Source organism: Pseudomonas sp. 86_A (assembly GCF_017491705.1).
In the GTDB taxonomy this organism is placed as follows: domain Bacteria; phylum Pseudomonadota; class Gammaproteobacteria; order Pseudomonadales; family Pseudomonadaceae; genus Aquipseudomonas; species Aquipseudomonas koreensis.
This window is the reverse complement of the sequence record NZ_JAFGYS010000008.1, coordinates 167,013-189,779: the sequence shown is the minus strand read 5'-3', so window position 1 is coordinate 189,779 and position 22,767 is coordinate 167,013. Positions and strand designations below refer to the sequence as shown.

General features: G+C 60.7%; 17 protein-coding genes. 11 read left to right on the top strand and 6 right to left on the bottom strand.

The genetic code is table 11. The annotated features are described in order from the left end of the window. Positions 1-67: 67 nt before the first annotated feature. Together lpxH and J5M57_RS14250 are read right to left on the bottom strand one after the other, a co-directional pair. Positions 68-820, bottom strand: a complete 753-nt coding sequence (gene lpxH / locus J5M57_RS14255) for a UDP-2,3-diacylglucosamine diphosphatase (RefSeq protein ID WP_207849656.1) — start codon at positions 818-820, stop codon at positions 68-70. Then, positions 817-1,323 carry a peptidylprolyl isomerase gene (locus J5M57_RS14250; RefSeq protein ID WP_169840623.1) on the bottom strand — a complete coding sequence of 169 codons (507 nt, stop codon included), beginning with the start codon at positions 1,321-1,323 and terminating at the stop codon, positions 817-819. The genes lpxH and J5M57_RS14250 overlap by 4 nt, the downstream gene beginning before the upstream one ends. A gap of 265 nt (positions 1,324-1,588) precedes the next feature. On the opposite strand from J5M57_RS14250, the gene J5M57_RS14245 reads away from it, so the two are divergent. After that, positions 1,589-3,286, top strand: a complete 1,698-nt coding sequence (locus J5M57_RS14245; protein WP_169840622.1) for a glutamine--tRNA ligase/YqeY domain fusion protein — start codon at positions 1,589-1,591, stop codon at positions 3,284-3,286. A 21-nt stretch (positions 3,287-3,307) separates the two neighbouring features. After that, entirely contained in the window at positions 3,308-4,690 is a 1,383-nt protein-coding gene (gene cysS, locus J5M57_RS14240; protein WP_064586980.1) for a cysteine--tRNA ligase, read from the top strand. A 60-nt stretch (positions 4,691-4,750) separates the two neighbouring features. On the opposite strand, the gene J5M57_RS14235 is transcribed toward cysS, so the two are convergent. Next, positions 4,751-5,623 carry an undecaprenyl-diphosphate phosphatase gene (locus J5M57_RS14235; RefSeq protein ID WP_207849655.1) on the bottom strand — a complete coding sequence of 291 codons (873 nt, stop codon included), beginning with the start codon at positions 5,621-5,623 and terminating at the stop codon, positions 4,751-4,753. A 227-nt stretch (positions 5,624-5,850) separates the two neighbouring features. After that, on the bottom strand, positions 5,851-7,689 hold the full coding sequence (locus tag J5M57_RS14230) for a sigma-54-dependent Fis family transcriptional regulator (RefSeq protein WP_207849654.1): 1,839 nt from the start codon (positions 7,687-7,689) through the stop codon (positions 5,851-5,853). A gap of 382 nt (positions 7,690-8,071) precedes the next feature. Here J5M57_RS14230 and J5M57_RS14225 point away from each other — a divergent pair, with 382 nt between their 5' ends. Genes J5M57_RS14225 through J5M57_RS14200 form a run of 6 tightly spaced genes read left to right on the top strand, consistent with a single transcriptional unit; the run spans position 8,072 to position 14,027 of the window. Continuing rightward, positions 8,072-9,166: an ABC transporter ATP-binding protein gene (locus J5M57_RS14225; protein ID WP_064586983.1), complete on the top strand. Its 1,095-nt coding sequence runs from the start codon at positions 8,072-8,074 to the stop codon at positions 9,164-9,166. After that, positions 9,166-10,281 carry an ABC transporter ATP-binding protein gene (locus J5M57_RS14220; RefSeq protein WP_207849652.1) on the top strand — a complete coding sequence of 372 codons (1,116 nt, stop codon included), beginning with the start codon at positions 9,166-9,168 and terminating at the stop codon, positions 10,279-10,281. The genes J5M57_RS14225 and J5M57_RS14220 overlap by 1 nt, the downstream gene beginning before the upstream one ends. Further along, entirely contained in the window at positions 10,278-11,144 is an 867-nt protein-coding gene (locus J5M57_RS14215) for a sugar ABC transporter permease (RefSeq protein ID WP_007912484.1), read from the top strand. The genes J5M57_RS14220 and J5M57_RS14215 overlap by 4 nt, the downstream gene beginning before the upstream one ends. Before the next feature lie 9 nt (positions 11,145-11,153). Further along, positions 11,154-11,954, top strand: a complete 801-nt coding sequence (locus tag J5M57_RS14210; protein ID WP_007961997.1) for a carbohydrate ABC transporter permease — start codon at positions 11,154-11,156, stop codon at positions 11,952-11,954. Between the two features lie 10 nt (positions 11,955-11,964). After that, positions 11,965-12,237, top strand: a complete 273-nt coding sequence (locus J5M57_RS14205; protein ID WP_027614647.1) for a DUF2160 domain-containing protein — start codon at positions 11,965-11,967, stop codon at positions 12,235-12,237. Positions 12,238-12,284: 47 nt separating this feature from the next. Beyond that, positions 12,285-14,027 carry an ABC transporter substrate-binding protein gene (locus J5M57_RS14200; RefSeq protein ID WP_064586985.1) on the top strand — a complete coding sequence of 581 codons (1,743 nt, stop codon included), beginning with the start codon at positions 12,285-12,287 and terminating at the stop codon, positions 14,025-14,027. A 212-nt stretch (positions 14,028-14,239) separates the two neighbouring features. Here J5M57_RS14200 and J5M57_RS14195 read toward each other — a convergent pair whose 3' ends face one another. Further along, positions 14,240-15,697: a heavy metal sensor histidine kinase gene (locus J5M57_RS14195; protein WP_207849651.1), complete on the bottom strand. Its 1,458-nt coding sequence runs from the start codon at positions 15,695-15,697 to the stop codon at positions 14,240-14,242. Then, on the bottom strand, positions 15,694-16,368 hold the full coding sequence (locus J5M57_RS14190; protein ID WP_064586987.1) for a heavy metal response regulator transcription factor: 675 nt from the start codon (positions 16,366-16,368) through the stop codon (positions 15,694-15,696). The genes J5M57_RS14195 and J5M57_RS14190 overlap by 4 nt, the downstream gene beginning before the upstream one ends. 535 nt (positions 16,369-16,903) lie before the next feature. On the opposite strand from J5M57_RS14190, the gene J5M57_RS14185 reads away from it, so the two are divergent. From J5M57_RS14185 to J5M57_RS14175, 3 genes are read left to right on the top strand one after another with little or no spacing between them, the layout of a single operon-like run. After that, positions 16,904-18,151 (top strand): TolC family protein, encoded by a 1,248-nt coding sequence (locus J5M57_RS14185; protein ID WP_207849650.1) that lies wholly within the window; start codon positions 16,904-16,906, stop codon positions 18,149-18,151. Positions 18,152-18,200: 49 nt separating this feature from the next. Further along, positions 18,201-19,394, top strand: a complete 1,194-nt coding sequence (locus J5M57_RS14180) for an efflux RND transporter periplasmic adaptor subunit (protein WP_207849649.1) — start codon at positions 18,201-18,203, stop codon at positions 19,392-19,394. Between the two features lie 15 nt (positions 19,395-19,409). Continuing rightward, positions 19,410-22,556, top strand: coding sequence for a CusA/CzcA family heavy metal efflux RND transporter (locus J5M57_RS14175; protein WP_207849648.1), 3,147 nt, complete (start codon positions 19,410-19,412; stop codon positions 22,554-22,556). Positions 22,557-22,767 lie beyond the last annotated feature (211 nt).

Genomic DNA, 22,767 nt, shown 5'->3' with positions numbered 1-22,767 from the left:
AACAGAGATGTTGAATGTGATATCGCCATCGCGAGCAGGCTCACTCCTACATTGGTTTTGTGTTTCGTCAGTTAGCAGGTGCTGCCAGTTGAGGTGGCGGAGCGAAGTCGAACGGTGCCAGGGCAAACCCGTTGTCATCCACCTGCAACGCCCACCCTTGACGATCCCAATCCCCCAGCACAATCCGCTTCGCCGCCTGCTCGCCGAGCTGCAGCTTGTGGATCGCCGGACGATGGGTGTGGCCGTGAATCAGGGTTTTCACCCCGTATTCCTGCATGATTCGCGGAATCTCTTCCGGCGTGACATCGACAATGTCGTTGGCCTTCATCCGCGTCTGCGCGCGGCTCTCGCTGCGCAGCTTGCGCGCCAGTTTATGCCGCGTGCTCAGCGGCAGATGGCGCAGGACGAACAGGGTGACCGGATTGCGCAGGTAGCGGCGCAACTTCATATAGCCGACGTCGCGGGTGCACAGGCTGTCCCCGTGCATCAACAGCACCGGCTCGCCGTAAAACTGCACGACACTCGGATCTTTCAACAGCGTACAGCCGGCCTCCTTGCAGAAAGCCTTGCCGAGCAGAAAGTCGCGATTGCCATGCATCAGAAAAATCGCCGTACCGCTGTCGCTCAATGCGCGCAGGGCCTGGCAGATGGAACGCTGGAAGGGCGTCATGGCATCGTCGCCAATCCACGCCTCGAAAAAGTCGCCAAGGATGTACAACGCACTCGCCGAGCGGGCGCGTCCGGCGAGCAAATCCAGAAACGCCCGGGTAATGTCCGGGCGCTCCTCTTCCAGATGCAAGTCTGAAATCAGCAATATCACGCTTCGATGATCTCGGCTTTCTCGATGATCACGTCGTCTTTTGGCACGTCCTGGTGACCGGCCTTGGAAGTGGTGGCAACGCCTTCGATCTTGTCGACGACGTCGGTACCGGCAACAACTTTACCGAACACTGCGTAGCCCCAGCCCTGAGGGGTCTTGGCGGTGTGGTTGAGGAAGCTGTTGTTGGTGGCGTTGATGAAGAACTGCGCCGAGGCCGAATGCGGCTCCATGGTGCGAGCCATGGCCAGGGTGTACTTCTCGTTCTTCAGGCCGTTGTCGGCTTCGTTCTGGATGCTTGGGCGCTTGTCTTTCTTTTCCTGCATGCCCGGCTCGAAACCGCCGCCCTGGATCATGAAGCCCTTGATCACGCGGTGGAAAACCACGTTTTCGTAGTGACCGGCCTTAACATATTCGAGGAAGTTGGCAACGGTGATTGGCGCTTTTTCCGCGTCCAGTTCGATGACGATGTCGCCATGGTTGGTGGTCAGTTTGACTTGAGTCATGATCGGTGCTCTTTTTCAATGAAGCGTTTTATAAGGAATTCGTGGTTTTCGGACACTGCGTCCCGAAACCGGTTCAGCCTGCTTCGGCCAAGGTGCGCAGTTTAGCGTGACAGGCGCGAATTTCGAGGCTGTTTTTCAAATCCCGGCGATTAAATGCACTCCTTTATAGGCCGTGCTCTGTCAGCCCCTTGACAGCATCGGCTATGATAGCGGCTTTGTTTTGTCTGGCCCCTCTGCGGCCGCGCACCTGTAAGTCAAGGATCCTATGAGCAAGCCCACTGTCGACCCTACCTCGAATGCCAAGTCCGGCCCTGCCGTGCCGGTCAATTTCCTGCGGCCGATCATCCAGGCAGACCTGGACTCGGGCAAGCACACCCAGATCGTCACCCGTTTCCCGCCTGAGCCCAACGGCTACCTGCACATCGGCCACGCCAAGTCGATCTGCGTCAACTTCGGCCTGGCCGAGGAGTTTGGTGGCGTCACGCACCTGCGTTTCGACGACACCAACCCGGCCAAGGAAGATCAGGAGTTCATCGACGCGATCCAGAGCGACATCAAGTGGCTGGGCTTTGAATGGTCCGGCGAAGTGCGCTACGCCTCGCAATACTTCGATCAGTTGCACGACTGGGCGGTGGAGCTGATCAAGGCCGGCAAGGCTTACGTCGACGACCTGACCCCTGAGCAAGCCAAAGAATACCGTGGCAGCCTGACCGAGCCGGGCAAGAACAGCCCGTTCCGCGACCGTTCGGTCGAAGAGAACCTCGACTGGTTCGCCCGCATGCGCGCCGGTGAGTTCCCGGACGGCGCCCGTGTGCTGCGCGCGAAGATCGACATGGCTTCGCCGAACATGAACCTGCGCGACCCGATCATGTACCGCATCCGCCACGCCCATCACCACCAGACGGGCGACAAGTGGTGCATCTACCCGAACTACGATTTCACCCACGGCCAGTCGGACGCCATCGAAGGCATCACCCACTCGATCTGCACCCTGGAGTTCGAAAGCCATCGTCCGCTGTATGAGTGGTTCCTCGACCACCTGCCAGTACAGGCCCACCCGCGCCAGTACGAGTTCAGCCGCATGAACCTGAACTACACGATCACCAGCAAGCGCAAGCTCAGGCTGCTGGTCGAAGAGAAACACGTCAACGGCTGGGATGACCCACGCATGTCGACGTTGTCGGGTTTCCGTCGTCGTGGCTACACGCCAAAATCGATCCGTAACCTGTGCGAGATGGTTGGCACCAACCGTTCCGACGGCGTGGTCGACTTCGGCATGCTGGAATTCAGCATTCGCGAAGACCTTGACCAAACCGCTCCGCGCGCCATGTGCGTGCTGCGTCCGCTGAAAGTCGTGATCACCAACTACCCGGAAGGTCAGGTCGAGAACCTCGAACTGCCGCGCCATCCGAAAGAAGACATGGGCGTGCGCGTTCTGCCGTTCGCCCGGGAAATCTACATCGACCGTGAAGATTTCATGGAAGAGCCGCCGAAGGGTTACAAACGTCTGGAAGCGGGCGGCGAAGTGCGTCTGCGCGGCAGCTACGTGATCCGCGCTGACGAAGCGATCAAGGACGCCGATGGCAACATCGTCGAGCTGCGTTGCTCGTACGACCCGGACACCCTGGGCAAGAACCCTGAAGGCCGCAAGGTCAAAGGCGTGATCCACTGGGTGCCGGCCGCCGCCAGCATCGAGTGCGAAGTGCGTCTGTACGATCGCCTGTTCCGCTCTCCGAACCCGGAGAAGGCCGAAGACAGCGCCAGTTTCCTCGACAACATCAACCCTGACTCACTGCAAGTGCTGACCGGTTGTCGTGCAGAACCCTCGCTGGGCAATGCACAGCCGGAAGACCGGTTCCAGTTCGAGCGCGAAGGTTACTTCGTCGCGGATATCAAGGACTCGAAACCAGGTCAGCCGGTATTCAACCGTACCGTGACCCTGCGTGATTCGTGGGGCCAGTGATTTAGCGTCAAGGAAATTAACGTGCTGACGATCTACAACACGCTCACCAAGAGCAAAGAAGTCTTCAAGCCGCTGGATGGCAACAAGGTGCGCATGTACGTGTGCGGCATGACCGTGTACGACTACTGCCACCTCGGCCACGGCCGCAGCATGGTCGCGTTCGACCTGGTGACCCGCTGGTTGCGGTTCAGCGGCTACGACCTGACCTACGTGCGCAACATCACTGACATCGACGACAAGATCATCAACCGGGCCAACGAGAACGGTGAGTCGTTCGAAGCGTTGACCGAGCGCATGATCGCCGCGATGCACGAAGACGAAGCGCGCCTGAACATCAAGAAGCCGGACATGGAGCCGCGTGCCACGGATCACATTCCGGGCATGCACGCGATGATCCAGACCCTGATCGACAAGGGTTACGCCTACGCACCGGGCAATGGCGACGTGTACTACCGCGTCGGCAAGTTCATGGGCTACGGCAAGCTGTCGCGCAAGAAGATCGAAGACCTGCGCATCGGTGCGCGGATCGAGGTCGACGAAGCGAAGGAAGATCCGCTGGACTTCGTGCTGTGGAAAGGCGTCAAGCCGGGCGAGCCGAGCTGGGAATCACCGTGGGGCGCCGGGCGTCCGGGCTGGCACATCGAGTGCTCGGTGATGTCCACCTGCTGCCTCGGCGAGACCTTCGACATTCATGGCGGCGGCAGTGACCTCGAGTTCCCGCACCACGAAAACGAAATCGCCCAGAGCGAAGCGGCCACCGGCAAGACCTACGCCAACGCGTGGATGCATTGCGGCATGATCCGTATCAATGGCGAGAAGATGTCCAAGTCCTTGAACAACTTCTTCACCATTCGCGACGTGCTCGACAAGTATCACCCGGAAGTCGTGCGTTACCTGCTGGTGTCGAGCCACTACCGCAGCGCGATCAACTACTCGGAAGACAACCTCAAGGACGCCAAGGGCGCTCTCGAGCGTTTCTATCACGCGTTGAAAGGCCTGCCGAGCGTTGCGCCGGCTGGCGGCGAAGCCTTCGTCGAGCGATTCACCACGGTGATGAACGACGACTTCGGCACGCCGGAAGCCTGCGCCGTGCTGTTCGAGATGGTCCGTGAGATCAACCGCCTGCGCGAGAGCGATCTCGACGCGGCGGCAGGTCTGGCGGCACGTCTGAAAGAACTGGCAAGCGTGCTGGGTGTGTTGCAGCTCGAAGCCGATGACTTCCTGCAGGCCGGCGCCGAAGGGCGTGTCGATGCGGCTGAAGTTGATGCGCTGATCGCTGCGCGTCTGGCAGCACGGGCCGGCAAGGACTGGGCCGAATCCGACCGCATCCGCGACCAGCTCACCGCCATGGGCGTGGTGCTGGAAGACGGCAAGGGCGGCACGACCTGGCGTCTGGCTGACTGATTGCTTGATCCGCTTAAAACAAAACCCGCCTTGTGCGGGTTTTGTTTTTTCTGGCGAGTGTCAGCTCAAGACCCCGGTGCTGACGGCCACGATCAGGAAAATCCCCAGCACTGCGCGGTAGATGACGAACGGCCAGGTGGAGAACTTCTCCAGAAAACGCATCAGGCCCCAGATCGCGAAGAACGCCGAGAGGCTGGCGATCACCAGACCGAACATCAGGTGGCCCCAAACCGCTGCCGGAAGGTCGGCATGGAACAACACCCACAACTCTTTCAGGCCGGCGAGGGCAATCGCCGGCAGCCCGAGCAAGAACGAGAACCGCGCCGCTTCTTCACGCTTGAAGTTGAGAAACAACGCCGCCGTGAGCGTTGAGCCGGAGCGCGACACCCCTGGAATCAGCGCGCCAATTTGCGCAATGCCGACGATCAGCGCATCACGCAGACGCATTTCGTCCACGGTGCGCCGATGGCGACAGGTGAGTTCAGCAGCGGCCAGCAACACCGCCATGACCACGCAGGAAATCCCGATCACCATCAGGCCGCGCAGGGGCGAGTTGCATGCATTGAGCGTCGAGGACAGCGCTATGCCGGCGATACCGATAGGAATGGTCGCCAGCACGATGGCCACCGCGAGGATGAACCAGCGGTTGTTGAAGTCCCGCTGGCGCACCGCATCGACGCTGCCGCCGACCACTTGTCTGACGTCCCGCCAGAAATAACTGACCACCGCCGCCAGTGCGGCCAACTGCATGGCGGCGGAAAACGCCGAACCGGGATCCGGCCAGCCGAGCAGGGCCGGGACGATGCGCATGTGGGCGGTGGAGGAAACAGGCAGCAACTCGGTGATGCCCTGAATGATGCCGAGGATACCGATCTGCAGGTAGTCCAGAGAGGCAAAGCCGATATCAAGGCCGGTGGAACAGATGTTGGTCAAAGCACTTATCCTGTGAAAATCAGGAGGAGGGAGGTGTCTGAATCAAAGGCAGGGCGAAAAGCTGAAACATTTCGTCACAGTCTGGTCGGTGCGGTCAATGGGGGCGGTTTGATAGTTGTGTGGTGTCTGGGCAAATGCCATCGCGAGCAGGCTCACTCCTACAGTGATCTGTTCCTGGCGCAAATCCCTTGTAGGAGTGAGCCTGCTCGCGATTGACTGCGCAGCAGTCAGCTGTCCGCCTGACGCAACCGCTTATAGAGGGTATTGCGACTCACCCCCAACCGCCGCGCCAGATGCGAAATATTCCCCCCGGCTGCCAACAACTCGCGGTTCAGCGCTTCGGCATCATTCAGATCAACCCCCAACGGCGGCGCGCTCTCAACCGGTTCCATCTCCAGATCGACAAAAAAATCATCCGGCAAATGCTCCGGCCGTACCGGTTGCTCTTCGGCCATCGCCAGCGCCACCTGCATCACGCTGCTGACCTGGCGCAGATTGCCCGGCCACGGATGCCGCTCGAACAACTCCAGCACCTCACGGCTCAACCCGGCCCATTGCGTCGGTTCGCGATGCTGTTCCCACAGGCGCTTGAACAACGCCTCCTTATCACTGCGCTCCCGGAGCGGCGGCAGCTCCAGCGTCAACCCGCCGATGCGGTAATACAAATCCTCGCGAAAGCGCCCCAATTGCACCTGCTCCCTGAGCGAGCGGTTCGTCGCCGAGATGATCCGCAGGTCCACCGGGAACAGCTCGCTGCTGCCCACCGGTTGCACGCAGCGCTCCTGCAACACCCGTAACAGCCGCGCCTGGGTTGGCAGCGGCATGTCGCCGATTTCGTCGAGGAACAGCGTGCCTTTGTCGGCCTTGCGGATCAGGCCGATGCTGCCTTTCTGGTTGGCGCCGGTGAACGCGCCTTTCTCATATCCGAACAGTTCCGACTCCACCAGTTCGGCGGGGATCGCCGCGCAGTTGACGGCGATGAAGGCCTGTTTGCTGCGCGAGCTGGCTTGATGCAAGGCTTTGACGAACACTTCCTTGCCGACTCCGGTTTCGCCGTGGATCAGCAGCGGGATGTCTTTTTCCAGCAAACGTTCGGCCTGGCGCACGGCTTTTTCCACGCGGCTGTCGCCGAAGTGCAGGGTGTTGAGACTGATCCCCGCTGAAACGGCGGGCTTAGGCTCAGCAGTAAACACCCGCGCCTGAATCGGCGCCTGTTTCGGTCGCTTCAACAAACACTGGAAGCGGTTGCGTCCCGAGGTCTGCAGGGCGAACGGCAAGCCGTCGGGCTGGTTCAGCAGTTCCAGCAGCGACACATTGAACAGGCTTTCGACGCTGACCCGCGACAGGCCCACCCCGAGCAGATTGTCCGCCCGCCGGTTGGCTGACAGCACCTGACCGCTCTCATCGAAAATCAGTAATCCCGCCCACTGGCTGTCGAGGTTGTTCAACCCGGTGTTGAAGGTGAGTTGAAAGTGCTGGCCGTGGAACAGGTTGAGGATCAGCCGGTTCTCCACGCTCTGGCTCATCATCTTGACCATGCCCAGGGTATGCGAGGGCGGCAGGTAGCTGTCGCTGGACACATCGAGCACGGCGATGACCTTGCGCTCGGCGTCGAAAATCGGTGCGGCGGAACCGGTCATGAAGCGGTTGGCCTTGAGGAAGTGTTCATCGTGCTCGATGTGCACCGCTTGTTCGCAGGCCAGTGCGGTGCCGATCGCATTGGTGCCGCTCGAGCGCTCCATCCAGCTCGCCCCGGCCCGAAAACCCCGGGCCAGGTTGGGCTCGATAAACCGCTGGGTGCCCCACGACGTCAGCACCTGGCCCTGATGGTCGGCGAGCATGATCAGGCAATTGGAATTGCTCAGGATGTTCTCGTAGTACGGCAGCACTTCCTGGTGGGTGGTTTGCACCAGTGAGTGATGACTGTCGAGCAACTGCGCGATGCTGGCGGCTGGCAGCTGATCGAAGGCCGGGGTGCTTTGGTGGTCGAGACCGAAGGCGCGGCAACGCTGCCAGGAGGTCTGGATGATTGCATCGTGGGACAGCGGCGGGGCAGGTGCGGCCATGGCAGTGGGCCTCTGATGCAGCATTCTTATTGTTGTTATGAACCCAATCTTCGAAACCTCTACAAATCCCCTGTAGGAGTGAGCCTGCTCGCGATAACGGTGTGTCAGTCAATACATATATGTCTGATAGACCGCTATCGCGAGCAGGCTCACTCCTACAAGGGATCTTTGGTGTTCACGAAATCCGGGCAAAAAGCGTTCATAGAGTGTTGTTCACTATTGTTCATTGTCAATCGACCAACTGTTCAAATGTGTTCAGCAATGAACGCCCATTCCCTGCGTTTTCGGCACTTTTCGCCACAAATCAACCACTTGCCATTTCTGGCACGAATGTCGCTCTGCTGCACAGGTCGCTTGACTCCAATAATAAAAAGGCCGAGCCATGTCACTCACCCTGGAGCACGTCAGCCGCACCGTCGAGGGCCAGACCTGGATCGACGATGCCTGCCTGAAATTCGAACCCGGATCCTTCAACGTCCTGCTCGGCCGCACGCTGTCCGGCAAGACCAGCCTCATGCGTCTGATGGCCGGTCTGGACAAGCCCGACAGCGGCCGCATCCTGATGAACGGCGTCGACGTCACCCAGCGCCCGGTGCGCCTGCGCAACGTGTCAATGGTTTATCAGCAGTTCATCAATTACCCGACCATGACTGTGTTCGAGAACATCGCCTCGCCGTTGCGCCAGGCCGGTGTGTCGAAAGAGATCATCCACAGCAAGGTGCAGGAAACCGCACGGATGCTGCGCATCGAGAAGTTTCTGCAGCGTTATCCGCTTGAGCTTTCCGGTGGCCAGCAGCAGCGCACGGCGATGGCCCGGGCGCTGGTCAAGGATGCCGAGCTGATCCTGTTCGACGAGCCACTGGTCAACCTCGACTACAAGTTGCGCGAAGAACTGCGCCAGGAAATGCGCGAGTTGTTCAAGTTGCGCCACACCATCGCGATCTACGCCACCACTGAACCCAACGAAGCGTTGGCGCTGGGCGGCACCACCACCATTCTTCACGAAGGCCGGGTGATCCAGAGCGGCCCGTCGACCTCGGTTTACCACCAGCCGCAAACGGTGCTGGCCGCCGAGCTGTTCTCCGAGCCGCCGATCAACCTGATGCCCGGGCGCATTGCCGGCAACGAAGTCAGCTTCGCCAATTTCGTGCACTTTCCATTGAACGTCGACCTGCGCCCGGTGGGTGAGGGCGAGTTCCGTTTTGGCGTGCGCCCCAGCCATATCTCGCTGGTGCCGAGCAACGATGACGATCTGGAACTGGCGGTCACCGTCGAAGTGGCGGAGATCAGCGGTTCGGAAACCTTTCTGCACGTGCGCAACGAGCATTTTCTGTTGGTGCTGCACCTGCCGGGGGTTCACGAATACGACGTCGATGCGCCGATCCGCATCTACATCCCGACCCATAAACTGTTCGTGTTCGATGCGCAGGGTCGTCTGGTGCAGGCACCGGGCCGGCGTGTCGCGAGGGTTGCCTGATGGCCGAAATCCGTTTGCAGCACCTCGCTCACAGCTACAGCAAGCAGCCGAGCGGGCCTGAGGATTATGCGATCCGCGAGATGGATCACATCTGGGAGCAGGGCGGCGCCTATGCGCTGCTCGGGCCGTCGGGTTGCGGCAAGTCGACCTTGCTCAACATCATTTCCGGCCTGCTCAGCCCCTCGCAGGGCCACGTGTTGTTCGACGGCAAAGCGGTCAACGATCTCACGCCAGAGAAACGCAACATCGCCCAGGTGTTCCAGTTCCCGGTGGTCTACGACACCATGACCGTGTTCGACAACCTCGCTTTCCCCCTGAGAAATCAGGGCATGGCCGAGGCGAAAGTGCACAGCAAGGTGCAGGAAATCGCCGAGGTCCTCGACCTGCAAAACCTGCTGAGCAAGAAGGCGCGCAACCTGACCGCCGACGAAAAACAGAAAGTCTCCATGGGCCGTGGCCTGGTGCGCGACGACGTTTCGGCGATCCTGTTCGACGAGCCGCTGACGGTGATCGACCCGCACCTGAAGTGGAAGCTGCGGCGCAAGCTCAAGCAGATTCACGAGCAGTTCAACATCACCATGGTCTACGTCACCCACGACCAACTGGAAGCCTCGACCTTCGCCGACAAGATCGCCGTGATGTACGGCGGCCAGATCGTGCAGTTCGGCACGCCCCGGGAATTGTTCGAGCGGCCGAGCCACACCTTTGTCGGCTACTTCATCGGCAGCCCGGGGATGAACCTGATCGAGGTGCAGCCGCAGCCGGGCGGGGTCGGTTTCGCCTCGACGCACCTGCCACTGTCCGACGCCCTGCAGCGGCATATCGAACATGGGCAGTGGAAAAATCTGAAGGTCGGCATCCGCCCGGAATTCATTCATGTGTGGGACGAGCCTTTTGACGAGGCGATGCAGGCCAAGGTCGTACACGTCGAAGACCTCGGCACCTACAAGATCCTCACCCTCGACCTCGATGGCGCGCCGCTGAAGGTGCGCCTGACGGAAGACAAACCGGTGCCGCAGGGCACCGCGTACATCAGTTTTCCGGCGCAGTGGCTGATGGTTTATGCCGACGAATTCCTGCTGGAAGACACCGACTCTACCGAGGTGCAGCCATGAACAAGGTGCAGAACAACAAGGCCTGGTGGCTGGTGTTGCCGGTGTTTCTGCTGGTGGCGTTCAGCGCGGTGATCCCGATGATGACCGTGGTCAACTACTCGGTGCAGGACATCTTCGACCAGTCCAGCCGCTACTTCGTCGGCGCTGACTGGTACAAGCAGGTGCTGCTCGACCCGCGTCTGCATGACTCGCTGCTGCGCCAGTTCATCTACTCGGCGTGCGTGCTGCTGATCGAAATCCCGCTGGGCATTGCGGTTGCCCTGACCATGCCGACCAAGGGCCGCTGGTCGTCGGTGGTGCTGATCATCCTGGCGATTCCACTGCTGATTCCGTGGAACGTGGTCGGCACCATCTGGCAGATCTTCGGCCGCGCCGACATCGGCTTGCTGGGTTCGAGCCTCAATGCCATGGGCATCAGCTACAACTATGCGGCCAACACCATGGACGCCTGGGTCACGGTGCTGGTGATGGACGTCTGGCACTGGACCTCGCTGGTGGCGTTGCTGTGTTTCTCCGGGCTGCGCGCGATTCCCGACGTGTATTACCAGGCCGCGCGCATCGACCGCGCCTCGGCCTGGGCGGTGTTCCGCCACATTCAGTTGCCGAAGCTGAAAAGCGTGCTGCTGATCGCGGTGATGCTGCGCTTCATGGACAGTTTCATGATCTACACCGAGCCGTTCGTGCTCACCGGCGGCGGGCCGGGCAATGCCACGACCTTTTTGAGTCAGACGTTGACGCAGATGGCTGTAGGGCAATTCGACCTCGGTCCGGCAGCGGCGTTTTCGCTGGTGTACTTCCTGATCATTCTGTTGGTGTCCTGGCTGTTCTACACCGCCATGACGCACTCCGACGCCAACCGCTGAGGCCCGGCCATGAGCAAAAGAAAGCTTATTCCGTTGCTGATCTACATCCTGTTCCTGCTGGTGCCGATCTACTGGCTGCTGAACATGTCGTTCAAGAGCAACACCGAAATCCTCGGCGGCCTGACGCTGTTCCCTCAGGAGTTCACCTGGCACAACTACAAGGTGATCTTCACCGACCCGAGCTGGTACACCGGCTATCTCAACTCGCTGTATTACGTCAGCCTGAACACGGTGATCTCGCTGAGTGTGGCGCTTCCGGCGGCCTATGCGTTTTCCCGCTATCGTTTTCTCGGCGACAAGCACCTGTTTTTCTGGCTGCTGACCAACCGCATGGCGCCACCGGCGGTGTTTTTGCTGCCGTTCTTTCAGTTGTATTCGTCGATCGGGCTGTTCGACACGCACATCGCCGTGGCGCTGGCGCATTGCCTGTTCAACGTGCCGCTGGCGGTGTGGATTCTGGAAGGCTTCATGTCCGGTGTGCCCAAGGAAATCGACGAAACTGCCTATATCGACGGCTACAGTTTCCCCAAGTTCTTCGTGAAGATTTTCATCCCGCTGATCGGCTCCGGGATCGGCGTCACGGCGTTTTTCTGCTTCATGTTTTCCTGGGTCGAATTGTTGCTGGCGCGCACGCTGACCTCGGTCAACGCCAAGCCGATCGCGGCGGTGATGACGCGCACGGTGTCGGCCTCGGGCATCGACTGGGGCGTGCTGGCGGCGGCGGGGGTGTTGACCATTCTGCCGGGCATGCTGGTGATCTGGTTTGTTCGCAACCACGTGGCCAAGGGCTTTGCCCTCGGTCGGGTCTGAGGAACGCATGATGGAATGGATGAGCTGGACCACACCCACGGCGGGGTTCTTTATCGCCATCGGCCTGTTGCTGGTGGGCATGACCACCTGGGAATTGCGCTCGCCGAGCATCCTGCGGCGAGGGTTTCTGCCGATTGCCACCACCCGTGGCGATCGCTTGTTTATCGGTCTTCTCGGCAGCGCCTACCTGCATCTGCTGGTAATCGGCGTCACCGACTGGAGCATCTGGGTGGCGTCCGCGCTGTCTCTGGTGTGGCTGTTGGTTGTGATGCGCTGGGGCTAGTCGAGTCGCTCGGCAATCGTGCTCCGTAACTCAAACTGGAGGTCTCTATGTTCGACAAAAACAATAAGCTGCGACATAGCATTTCATTGGCAGCCATGCTGGCACTCAGCGGTTTGAGCGCATCTGCTTGGGCCGATGCCTACGAAGACGCTGCGAAAAAATGGATCGGCAGTGAATTCAAACCGTCGACCCTGACGGCGGATCAGCAGCTCGAAGAATTGAAGTGGTTCATCAAGGCCGCCGAGCCGTTTCGCGGCATGGAAATCAAAGTGGTTTCCGAGACCCTGACCACCCACGAATACGAGTCCAAGGTGCTGGCCAAGGCCTTCACCGAAATCACCGGGATCAAGCTCACCCACGACCTGCTGCAAGAAGGCGACGTGGTGGAAAAAATGCAGACGGTGATGCAGTCGGACAAAAACATCTATGACGGCTGGGTCAACGATTCGGACCTGATCGGTACACACTTTCGCTACGGCAAGACCGAATCGATCACCGACCTGATGGCCAACGAGGGCAAGAACTTCACCTCGCCGACCCTCGACATCAAGGACTTCATCGGCATCTCGTTCACCACCGCGCCGGACGGCAAGGTTTATCAGCTGCCTGACCAGCAGTTCGCCAACCTGTACTGGTTCCGTGCCGACTGGTTCGAACGCGCCGACCTGAAAGCCAAGTTCAAGGAAAAGTACGGCTACGAACTCGGCGTGCCGGTGAACTGGTCGGCCTATGAAGACATCGCCAAATTCTTCAGCGAAGACGTCAAGGAAATCGACGGCAAGCGCGTCTACGGGCACATGGACTACGGCAAGAAAGACCCGTCGCTGGGCTGGCGTTTCACCGATGCCTGGTTCTCCATGGCCGGTGGCGGCGACAAAGGCCTGCCCAACGGCTTGCCGGTGGACGAGTGGGGGATTCGCGTCGAGGACTGCCATCCGGTCGGCTCCAGCGTGACCCGCGGTGGTGACACCAACGGCCCGGCGGCAGTGTTTGCCACGCAGAAATACGTCGACTGGCTCAAGGCCTACGCGCCACCGGAAGCGGCGGGCATGACCTTCTCCGAGTCCGGCCCGGTGCCGTCGCAGGGCAACATCGCCCAGCAAATCTTCTGGTACACCGCGTTCACCGCCGACATGACCAAACCGGGCCTGCCGGTGGTCAACGCCGACGGCACGCCGAAATGGCGCATGGCGCCGTCGCCGCGCGGGCCGTATTGGGAAGAGGGCATGAAGCTCGGCTATCAGGACGTGGGGTCGTGGACATTCATGAAATCCACGCCTGAGAAACAGAAGCTGGCCGCGTGGCTGTACGCGCAGTTTGTGACCTCGAAAACCGTGTCGCTGAAGAAAACCATCGTCGGCCTGACGCCGATCCGCGAGTCGGACATCAACTCGCAGGCGATGACCGATCTGGCGCCGAAACTCGGTGGCCTGGTCGAGTTCTACCGCAGCCCGGCCCGCGTGCAATGGACCCCGACCGGGACCAACGTGCCGGACTATCCGCGTCTGGCGCAACTGTGGTGGAGCCATATCGCCGAAGCGGCCAGCGGCGAGAAAACCCCGCAGCAGGCGCTGGATGGCCTGGCCAAGGATCAGGACGCGATCATGACGCGTCTCGAGCGTTCGAAGGCCCAGGCGGTGTGCGCACCGAAAATGAACCCGGAACGCGACGCGCAATACTGGTTCGACCAACCGGGTGCACCGAAACCGAAACTGGCTAACGAGAAGCCGAAGGGCGAGACCGTGAGCTACAACGAACTGCTGAAATCGTGGGCGGATGCGCGTAAGTAAAAGCTGAAGTGTGAAAGGCAAACGGCACCGTGAGGTGCCGTTTTTTTTGCTGGCCGATTTACCGCTATCGCGAGCAGGCTCACTCCTACAGGTTTCAGCGGTGTTCACAAAACTCAAAAACACCCCGATCCCTGTAGGAGCTGCCGCAGGCTGCGATCTTTTGATCCTGATCTTCAAAGGCCAAGGCAAAAGATCGCAGCCTGCGGCAGCTCCTACAGGACATCGCTCAATGCCACTTTCATGCTTGAATTGCCTGTAAGCGATGGGGCCGTGGGTGTCACCGCAGGAAAACCAAGGCGGAATACGGTCATGACGCCGGGCAAGCTTTTCACCTCCGCCACCCCCTGGTGCAGGCTCATGATCGAGCGCACGATCGCCAGCCCCAGCCCGGTGCTGCCCTGCGAGCGCGAGCGGGCGCTGTCGACGCGGTAGAAGCGGTCGAACAGGTGCGGCAGGTGTTGCGCCTCGATGCCGGCGCCGGGATTGCTCACCAGCAGTGACGCCTGCGTCGCGCCTTGTTCGATCAGCAAGGTGATGGTTTTACCGTTCGGGCAATGGCGCAGCGCGTTGGACAACAGATTGGAAATCGCCCGTTGAATCATCAGTCGATCGCCCAACACCGATGCGCTACCAACAACGTTCAAGTGAATCTGCTTGTCCTGTGCCGACAACGAAAACATCTCCGCGACCTTCGCCGCTTCAACCTCCAGCGCCACCGACTCAAACGGCGCCAGCGCCGACGGATGACTGACCTGCGCGAGAAACAGCATGTCCGAGACAATCCGCGCCACGCGCTCCAGTTCCTCGGTGCAGGACACCAGCACGTCCTTGTATTCCTCGGTGGTGCGCTCGCGGGACAAGGTCACCTGCGCCTTGCCCATCAGGTTGTTGATCGGCGTGCGCAGTTCATGCGCCAGGTCATCGGAGAACTGCGACAACTGCTGCACCCCGGCATCCAGCCGATGCAGCATGAAGTTGATGCCTTGGGCCAGTTCGCTCAACTCCTGCGGCATGTTCACCACCGACAGCCGATGGTCCAGGTCCTGGGTCGAGACCATCGCCGCGACTTTGCGAAACTCGCGCATCGGCGCCAGTCCGCGCTGCACCGCGCCCCATGCCGTGAGGCCGATGAACACCAGCAGCAGCGGCAAGGCAATCAGCGTCGAGCGCAGATAAGCACTGAGCAGCGCCTGGTCATGCGCGTTATCCATCGACAGCAGCACCGGCAGGCTGTTGCCATCCTTGAGCCGAATCAGCTTCGACGCCGTGAGGAATTTCGCCCCTTCGGCATCGCTGCTGTCGCTGTAGGCTAACTCATCGGTGGCGGCGCGCACCGCCCGCATTTCCGCACGCGGATCCTTCAACCCGGAACCGGATTTGAGCAGCGGCGAACGTTGATTCGCGCGGTCATAAATCGTCAGCGTCAGGTTGTCGTGGCCCATGACCTGATCGAGCAGAATGTGCGGCTTGCCACTGACTTCATTGGCATCGACGTACAGCGACAGGCTGTGCTCGACCTGCGCCATCTTCTTTTGCAGGCTGTCGCGCGACAGCGCATTCAGCTCATGGGTCAGGGCGAAATACGCGAGGATCGCCAGAAACACCACCAGCAAGGCGCCGAGCGTACTTACCGTCAGACCCAGGCGCATCGACAAACTGGCCGGCTTCATTCCCGCGCCTCCAGCACGTAGCCGACACCGCGCAGGGTGTGGATCAGTTTGTGGTCGAACGGGTCGTCGATTTTCGCCCGTAGCCGGCGGATCGACACTTCGACCACGTTGGTGTCGCAGTCGAAATTCATGTCCCACACCAGCGAGATGATCTGCGTGCGAGTCAGCACCTCGCCGGACTGGCGCATCAGTAAGTGCAGCAGGGCAAATTCCTTGGTGGTCAGGTCGATACGCTGCGCGCCACGAAACGCCCGATGGCGGCCCGGGTCGAGTTCCAGATCGGCCACTTTCAGCACCTGCGGCAGCGGAATGTTTTCGCTGCGGCGCATCAGCGTGCGGACCCGCGCCAGCAGTTCGGGAAACTCGAACGGCTTGACCAGGTAGTCGTCAGCGCCCAGATCCAGACCGCGAATCTTGTCCGCCAGGCGCCCGCGCGCGGTGAGCATCATCACCCGCGTTGAGTGGGTGCGGCGCAGTTGTTCCAGCACGCCCCAGCCGTCGAGTTCCGGCAGATTCACGTCGAGAATGATCAGGTCATACACCTGTTGTTGCGCCAAGTGCAAACCGTCGGCGCCATTCACGGCGTGGTCAACGATATAACCACTTTCGGTCAAACCCTGATGCAAGTATTCGGCAGCTTTAAGCTCGTCCTCGACGACAAGGATTCGCATGATCTTTCACCACTTTTATTTAATGGATATTTAATTAAGGCGGCCCCTCACCCTAACCCTCTCCCGGAGGGAGAGGGGACTGAGCGCGGATTATTTCAGAACTACGCCGACGTGAAACAAATTTACTGAATCCATAATCGACTTGATTTAACAGGTCGATAGATAACGTCAGACATCTCGGTCAGCTCCCTCTCCCTCCGGGAGAGGGCTGGGGTGAGGGGAGGCGGCACAATAAAGGTTGTAGCGGCTACAGGGTCAACGACAAAACGCTCTAAGCCAGTGCTCTGCGACAGTCGGTCGCAGTGCGATCCACAAAAAATGCATGAATTCGCTTCACACAAGTGTTGTTCGGCAGACAACTAACCCGCATTTGTTTCCATGTATTGCAATAACACCGCTAGCACTTCGCATCCTAAAACAAAACAACTTCGGCAAACCGTGAATAACGGATTTGTAATCTTCCAGTCACCTTGTCGATAAGTTCAAAACCCTACCGTGGCGCAATCAAAGATTCTTGATAAAAGGAAGTCCTCCATTGCCCGGTTTAATACAACTGACGGCGCGATCACGCCTGAACAAAACCGCCAGCGGCCTCTTGTTGTTGGCGTGCAGCAGCCTTGCCAGTGCCTCGACCCTGACCCTGGATCAGGCGCTGCAAAGCGCCTTCGCCGGCAACCCGGATCTCGCCGCCGCGCAGTGGGAAATCGGCATTGCCGAGGGCGATCGCCAGCAGGCCGGGCTGATCCCCAACCCCGAAGTCTCATGGGAGGCTGAAGACACCCGGCGCAACTCGCGCACCACCACGCTGATGCTCAGCCAGCCGATTGAACTGGGCGGCAAACGCGGCGCACGGATCGATGTTGCCAGCCGCGCGCAGGACGCCGCCGGCATCGAGCTGGAGCGCAAGCGCAATGCCTTGCGCGCCGATGTGATTCAGGCATTCAACAGCGCGCAAACTGCGCAGCAACGTCTGCAGCTGTCGCGCCAGTCGCTGCAACTGGCCGAGCACGGTTTGCGTGTGGCCCAAGGGCGCATCGAGGCCGGTAAATCGTCGCCGGTCGAAGGCACGCGGGCGCAAGTGCAGCTTTCTGAAGTGCGCCTGGAAGTGAGCCGCGCCGAGCGCGATCAGGCCAACGCGTATCAGCAGCTGGCGCAGGTCATGGGCGCACCGTTGCCGACCTCGACCAACGTGCAGGCTGCCACGCAAAACCTCGCCAGCGCGCCACCACCCAGTCGGTTGCTCGAGCGTCTGAACGAGACTGCTGAGCTGCGCCTGGCCACGCTGCAGATCGACCAGCGCGAAGCGTCGCTGGGCCTGGAAAAGTCCCAGCGCATTCCCGACCTGACCGTGAGCATCGGCAGCCAGTACAGCGAGACCGAGCGCGAGCGGGTCAACGTGGTCGGGCTGTCGATGCCGATTCCGCTGTTCAACCGTAATCAAGGCAACGTCCTTGCCGCCGCACGCAGAACCGATCAGGCGCGGGACCTGCGCAATGCCACCGAACTGCGTTTGCGCAGCGAAGTCCAGACCAGCCTCGAGCAATGGCAGACCGCCAACGGCGAAGTCAAAGCCTTCAACCAGACCATCCTGCCCGCCGCGCAAAGTGCGGTGGACAGTGCCACCCGCGGTTTCGAAATGGGCAAGTTCGGCTTCCTCGATGTGCTCGACGCCCAGCGCACCCTGATCGCCGCGCGCAGCCAATACATCCAGGCCGTCAGCGAGGCGACCGACGCCCGCGTGCGCCTCGAACGGATCTTCGGCGACCTCAGCGTCAGCCCTTGAATTTCACCTTTCAGACAACTGCGCGATGGCTTGGCGCAGAGGAGTTTCCATGGATAAAAAACTGATGGTGGTCGCGGTGGCGACCTTGGCGCTGGGCATTGGCATCGGCTCGATGTGGCCGGCCCACTCAAATATCGACGCCCACGCCGATGAGGCGTCCGAGCATGCGGATCACGCCGAAGAGGGCGCTGCGGCCGAAGGCGAACATGCTGAAGAAGGGCACATTGAACTGAGCGCCGAGCAGATCGCGGCGGCGGGCATTCAACTGGCCGAGGCGCGGGCGCAGAGCATCAGTCTCGGCCTGTCGTTCCCCGGCGAAGTGCGCTTCGACGAAGACCGTACCGCGCACGTGGTGCCGCGCGTGCCGGGGGTGGTCGAGTCGGTGGCGGTCAACCTCGGGCAACCGGTGAAAAAGGGCCAGTTGCTGGCGGTGATCGCCAGTCAGCAGATCTCCGATCAGCGCAGCGAACAGGCGGCCGCGCAACGTCGCCTGGCGTTGGCGCGCACCACCTACGAGCGCGAGAAAAAACTGTGGCAGGACAAGATCTCCGCCGAGCAGGATTTCCTCCAGGCGAAGCAGGCGCTGGAAGAGGTGGAAATCGCCATGAACAACGCCCGGCAGAAAATCAGTGTGCTCAGCGGCAGCGTGGTCGCCACCGGTGGCAATCGCTACGAACTGCGCGCACCGTTCGACGGCGTGGTGGTGGAAAAACACCTGACACCGGGGGAGGTGGTCGATGAAACCACGGCCGCGTTTACCCTTTCGGACTTGTCCCGGGTGTGGGTCACGTTCGGCGTCTCGCCCAAGGATCTGACCAGGGTGCAGGTGGGTAAACCGGTGACCGTCAGCGCGCCGGAATTGAACGCGCAAGTCACCGGCAGCGTGGCTTACGTCGGCAGTCTGCTCGGCGAACAAACCCGCACCGCGACCGTTCGCGTCACCTTGGAAAACCCGCAGGGCTCATGGCGCCCCGGACTGTTCGTCAGCGCACGGGTGGCGACCGACAGCCGCGAAGCGCAAGTCGCCGTGCCGGAAACCGCGATCCAGACCGTCGAGGACAAACCCACGGTGTTCGTGCGTACCGCTGACGGTTTCAAGGCGCAGGCCGTCGAGCTGGGCAGCCGCGCAGCCGGCCACGTGGAAGTCATCCAAGGGCTGGAAGCAGACGTGCAAGTCGCCAGCGCCGGCAGCTTTGTCCTCAAGTCGGAGCTGGGCAAAGCCTCAGCCGAGCACAGCCATTAATCCTGGAAGGTCCTCATGTTCGAACGCCTGATCCAGTTTGCCATCGAGCAGCGCATCATCGTCCTGCTCGCCGTTCTGCTCATGGCCGGGCTCGGCATCGCCAGTTATCAAAAACTGCCGATCGACGCCGTGCCCGACATCACCAACGTCCAGGTGCAGATCAACACCGGCGCCGCCGGGTTCTCGCCGCTGGAAACCGAGCAGCGCATCACCTTCCCGATTGAAACCGCGATGGCCGGTCTGCCGGCGCTGGAGCAGACCCGTTCGCTGTCGCGCTCCGGGCTGTCGCAAGTCACGGTGATCTTCAAGGACGGCACCGACCTGTTCTTCGCCCGCCAATTGGTCAACGAACGTCTGCAGATCGCCAAGGAGCAATTGCCCGAAGGCGCGGAAGCGGTGATGGGGCCGATTTCCACCGGCCTCGGCGAGATTTTCCTGTGGACGGTCGAAGCCAAGGAGGGCGCACTGAAGGAGGACGGCACGCCCTACTCACCGACTGATCTGCGGGTGATACAGGACTGGATCATCAAGCCGCAATTGCGCAACGTGCCGGGCGTCGCCGAGATCAACACCATCGGCGGGTTTGCCAAGGAATATCAGATTGCGCCGGACCCAAAACGCCTCGCTGCGTACAAACTCACGCTCACCGATCTGATCACGGCGCTGGAGCGCAACAACGCCAACGTCGGCGCCGGTTACATCGAGCGCAGCGGCGAGCAGTTGCTGATCCGTGCGCCGGGGCAAGTGGCGAGCACCGAGGACATCGCCAACATCGTCATGGCCAATGTCGACGGCACGCCGATCCGGGTGAAGAACGTTGCCACCGTGGACATCGGCCGCGAACTGCGCAGCGGCGCGGCCACTGAAAACGGCCGTGAAGTGGTGCTGGGCACGGTGTTCATGCTCATCGGCGAGAACAGTCGCACGGTCTCGCAAGCGGTCGCCAGCAAGCTCGAACAGATCAACAAATCCCTGCCGCAAGGGGTGATCGCCGTGCCGGTGTACGACCGCACGCACCTGGTCGACAAGGCCATCGCCACGGTGAAAAAGAACCTCATCGAAGGCGCGATCCTGGTGATTGCGATTCTGTTCCTGTTCCTCGGCAACATTCGCGCGGCGTTGATCACTGCGATGGTGATTCCGCTGTCGATGCTGTTCACCTTTACTGGCATGTTCAGCAACAAGGTCAGCGCCAACCTGATGAGCCTCGGCGCGCTGGACTTCGGCATCATCGTCGACGGCGCGGTGGTGATCGTCGAAAACACCTTGCGCCGTTTGGCCCATGCGCAGCAGCATCACGGGCGTTTGCTGACCCGCGCCGAACGTTTCAAGGAAGTCTTTGCCGCAGCCAAAGAGGCGCGGCGACCGCTGATTTTTGGCCAGTTGATCATCATGGTGGTGTACCTGCCGATCTTCGCCCTGAGCGGCGTCGAAGGGAAAATGTTCCACCCGATGGCGTTCACTGTAGTGATTGCGTTGCTCGGTGCCATGTTGCTTTCGGTGACTTTTGTTCCAGCGGCGATTGCGCTGTTCGTGACTGGCAAGGTCAAGGAAGAAGAGGGCGCGGTGATGCGCGGCGCACGTCGCGTTTATGCACCGGCGCTGGCCTGGGTGATGTCGCATCGCGCTGTCGCCGTTGGTGCGGCATTGGCCGTGATTGTGCTCAGCGGCGTGCTCACCAGCCGCATGGGCAGCGAGTTTGTGCCGAGCCTCAGTGAAGGGGATTTTGCCCTGCAAGCGCTGCGCGTGCCGGGCACCAGCCTGACGCAATCGGTGGACATGCAGCAGCGTCTGGAGACGTTGATTCTGACGAAAGTGCCGGAAGTCGAACGCGTCTTTGCCCGCACCGGCACCGCCGAAATCGCCTCCGATCCGATGCCGCCGAACATCTCCGACAGCTACGTGATGCTCAAGCCCAAGGATCAGTGGCCAGACCCAGGCAAGTCCCGGGAAACCCTGATGGCCGAACTGCAAGCCGCCGCCGCGACGCTGCCGGGCAGCAACTATGAACTGTCACAGCCGATCCAGCTGCGCTTCAACGAACTGATCTCCGGTGTGCGCAGCGATGTCGCGGTGAAGGTGTTCGGTGACGACATGGACGTGCTCAATGCCACGGCAGCGAAGATCGCGGCGGCGCTGCAGAAGGTCAACGGCGCGTCCGAGGTCAAGGTCGAACAAACTACCGGGTTGCCGGTGCTGACCATCAACATTGATCGCGATAAAGCGGCACGTTACGGGCTCAACGTCGGTGATGTGCAGGACACCATTGCCGTAGCCGTGGGCGGGCGTCAGGCCGGCACCTTGTACGAGGGTGACCGGCGCTTTGACATGGTGGTGCGCTTGTCCGACGCCATGCGCAAGGACATTGATGGCTTGTCGGAGCTGCTGATTCCGGTGCCGGCGCTGAGCGGCGCGGCGAATCAGATCGGTTTTATCGCGTTGAAGGACGTCGCCAGCCTCGACCTGTTGCTCGGGCCGAACCAGGTCAGCCGCGAAAACGGCAAGCGTCTGGTGATCGTCAGCGCCAACGTGCGTGGGCGTGACATTGGTTCGTTTGTCAGCGAGGCCGGTGAGGTGATCGAGCGTGATGTGCAAGTCCCGGCCGGTTACTGGACCAGTTGGGGCGGCCAGTTTGAACAACTGCAATCGGCGGCCAAGCGTCTGCAGATTGTGGTGCCGGTGGCGTTGCTGCTGGTATTCGGGCTGCTGTTCATGATGTTCAACAATTTGAAGGACGGTTTGCTGGTGTTTACCGGGATTCCGTTTGCGTTGACCGGCGGGGTGATGGCGCTGTGGCTGCGGGACATTCCGTTGTCGATTTCGGCGGGTGTCGGGTTTATCGCGTTGTCCGGGGTGGCGGTGTTGAACGGCTTGGTGATGATTGCGTTTATTCGTAATTTGCGCGAGGAGGGGCGGTCGCTTGCGGATGCAATTAACGAAGGTGCATTGACGCGTTTGCGCCCGGTGTTGATGACCGCGCTGGTGGCGTCGTTAGGCTTTATCCCGATGGCGCTGGCGACCGGCACGGGTGCGGAAGTGCAGCGCCCGTTGGCGACGGTGGTGATCGGCGGAATCCTGTCCTCCACGATCCTCACGCTGCTGATATTGCCGGCGCTTTACCAACTCGCCCATCGCCGGGATGAGGACTCCGTCCCTACCTGACTGTGAACAGAACCCCTGTGGCGAGGGAGCTTGCTCCCGCTGGACTGCGCAGCAGGCCGCGCTTTTCCAAATGAAAAGCGAGGGCCGCTGCGCGCCCCAGCGGGAGCAAGCTCCCTCGCCACAGTTACTTTTCAGGCCTGCAGATTTTCCAGCGTGTTCACATTACGAATCTGTAATTCCCCCGCCACCGTCACGATAGGTTCACCTTGTT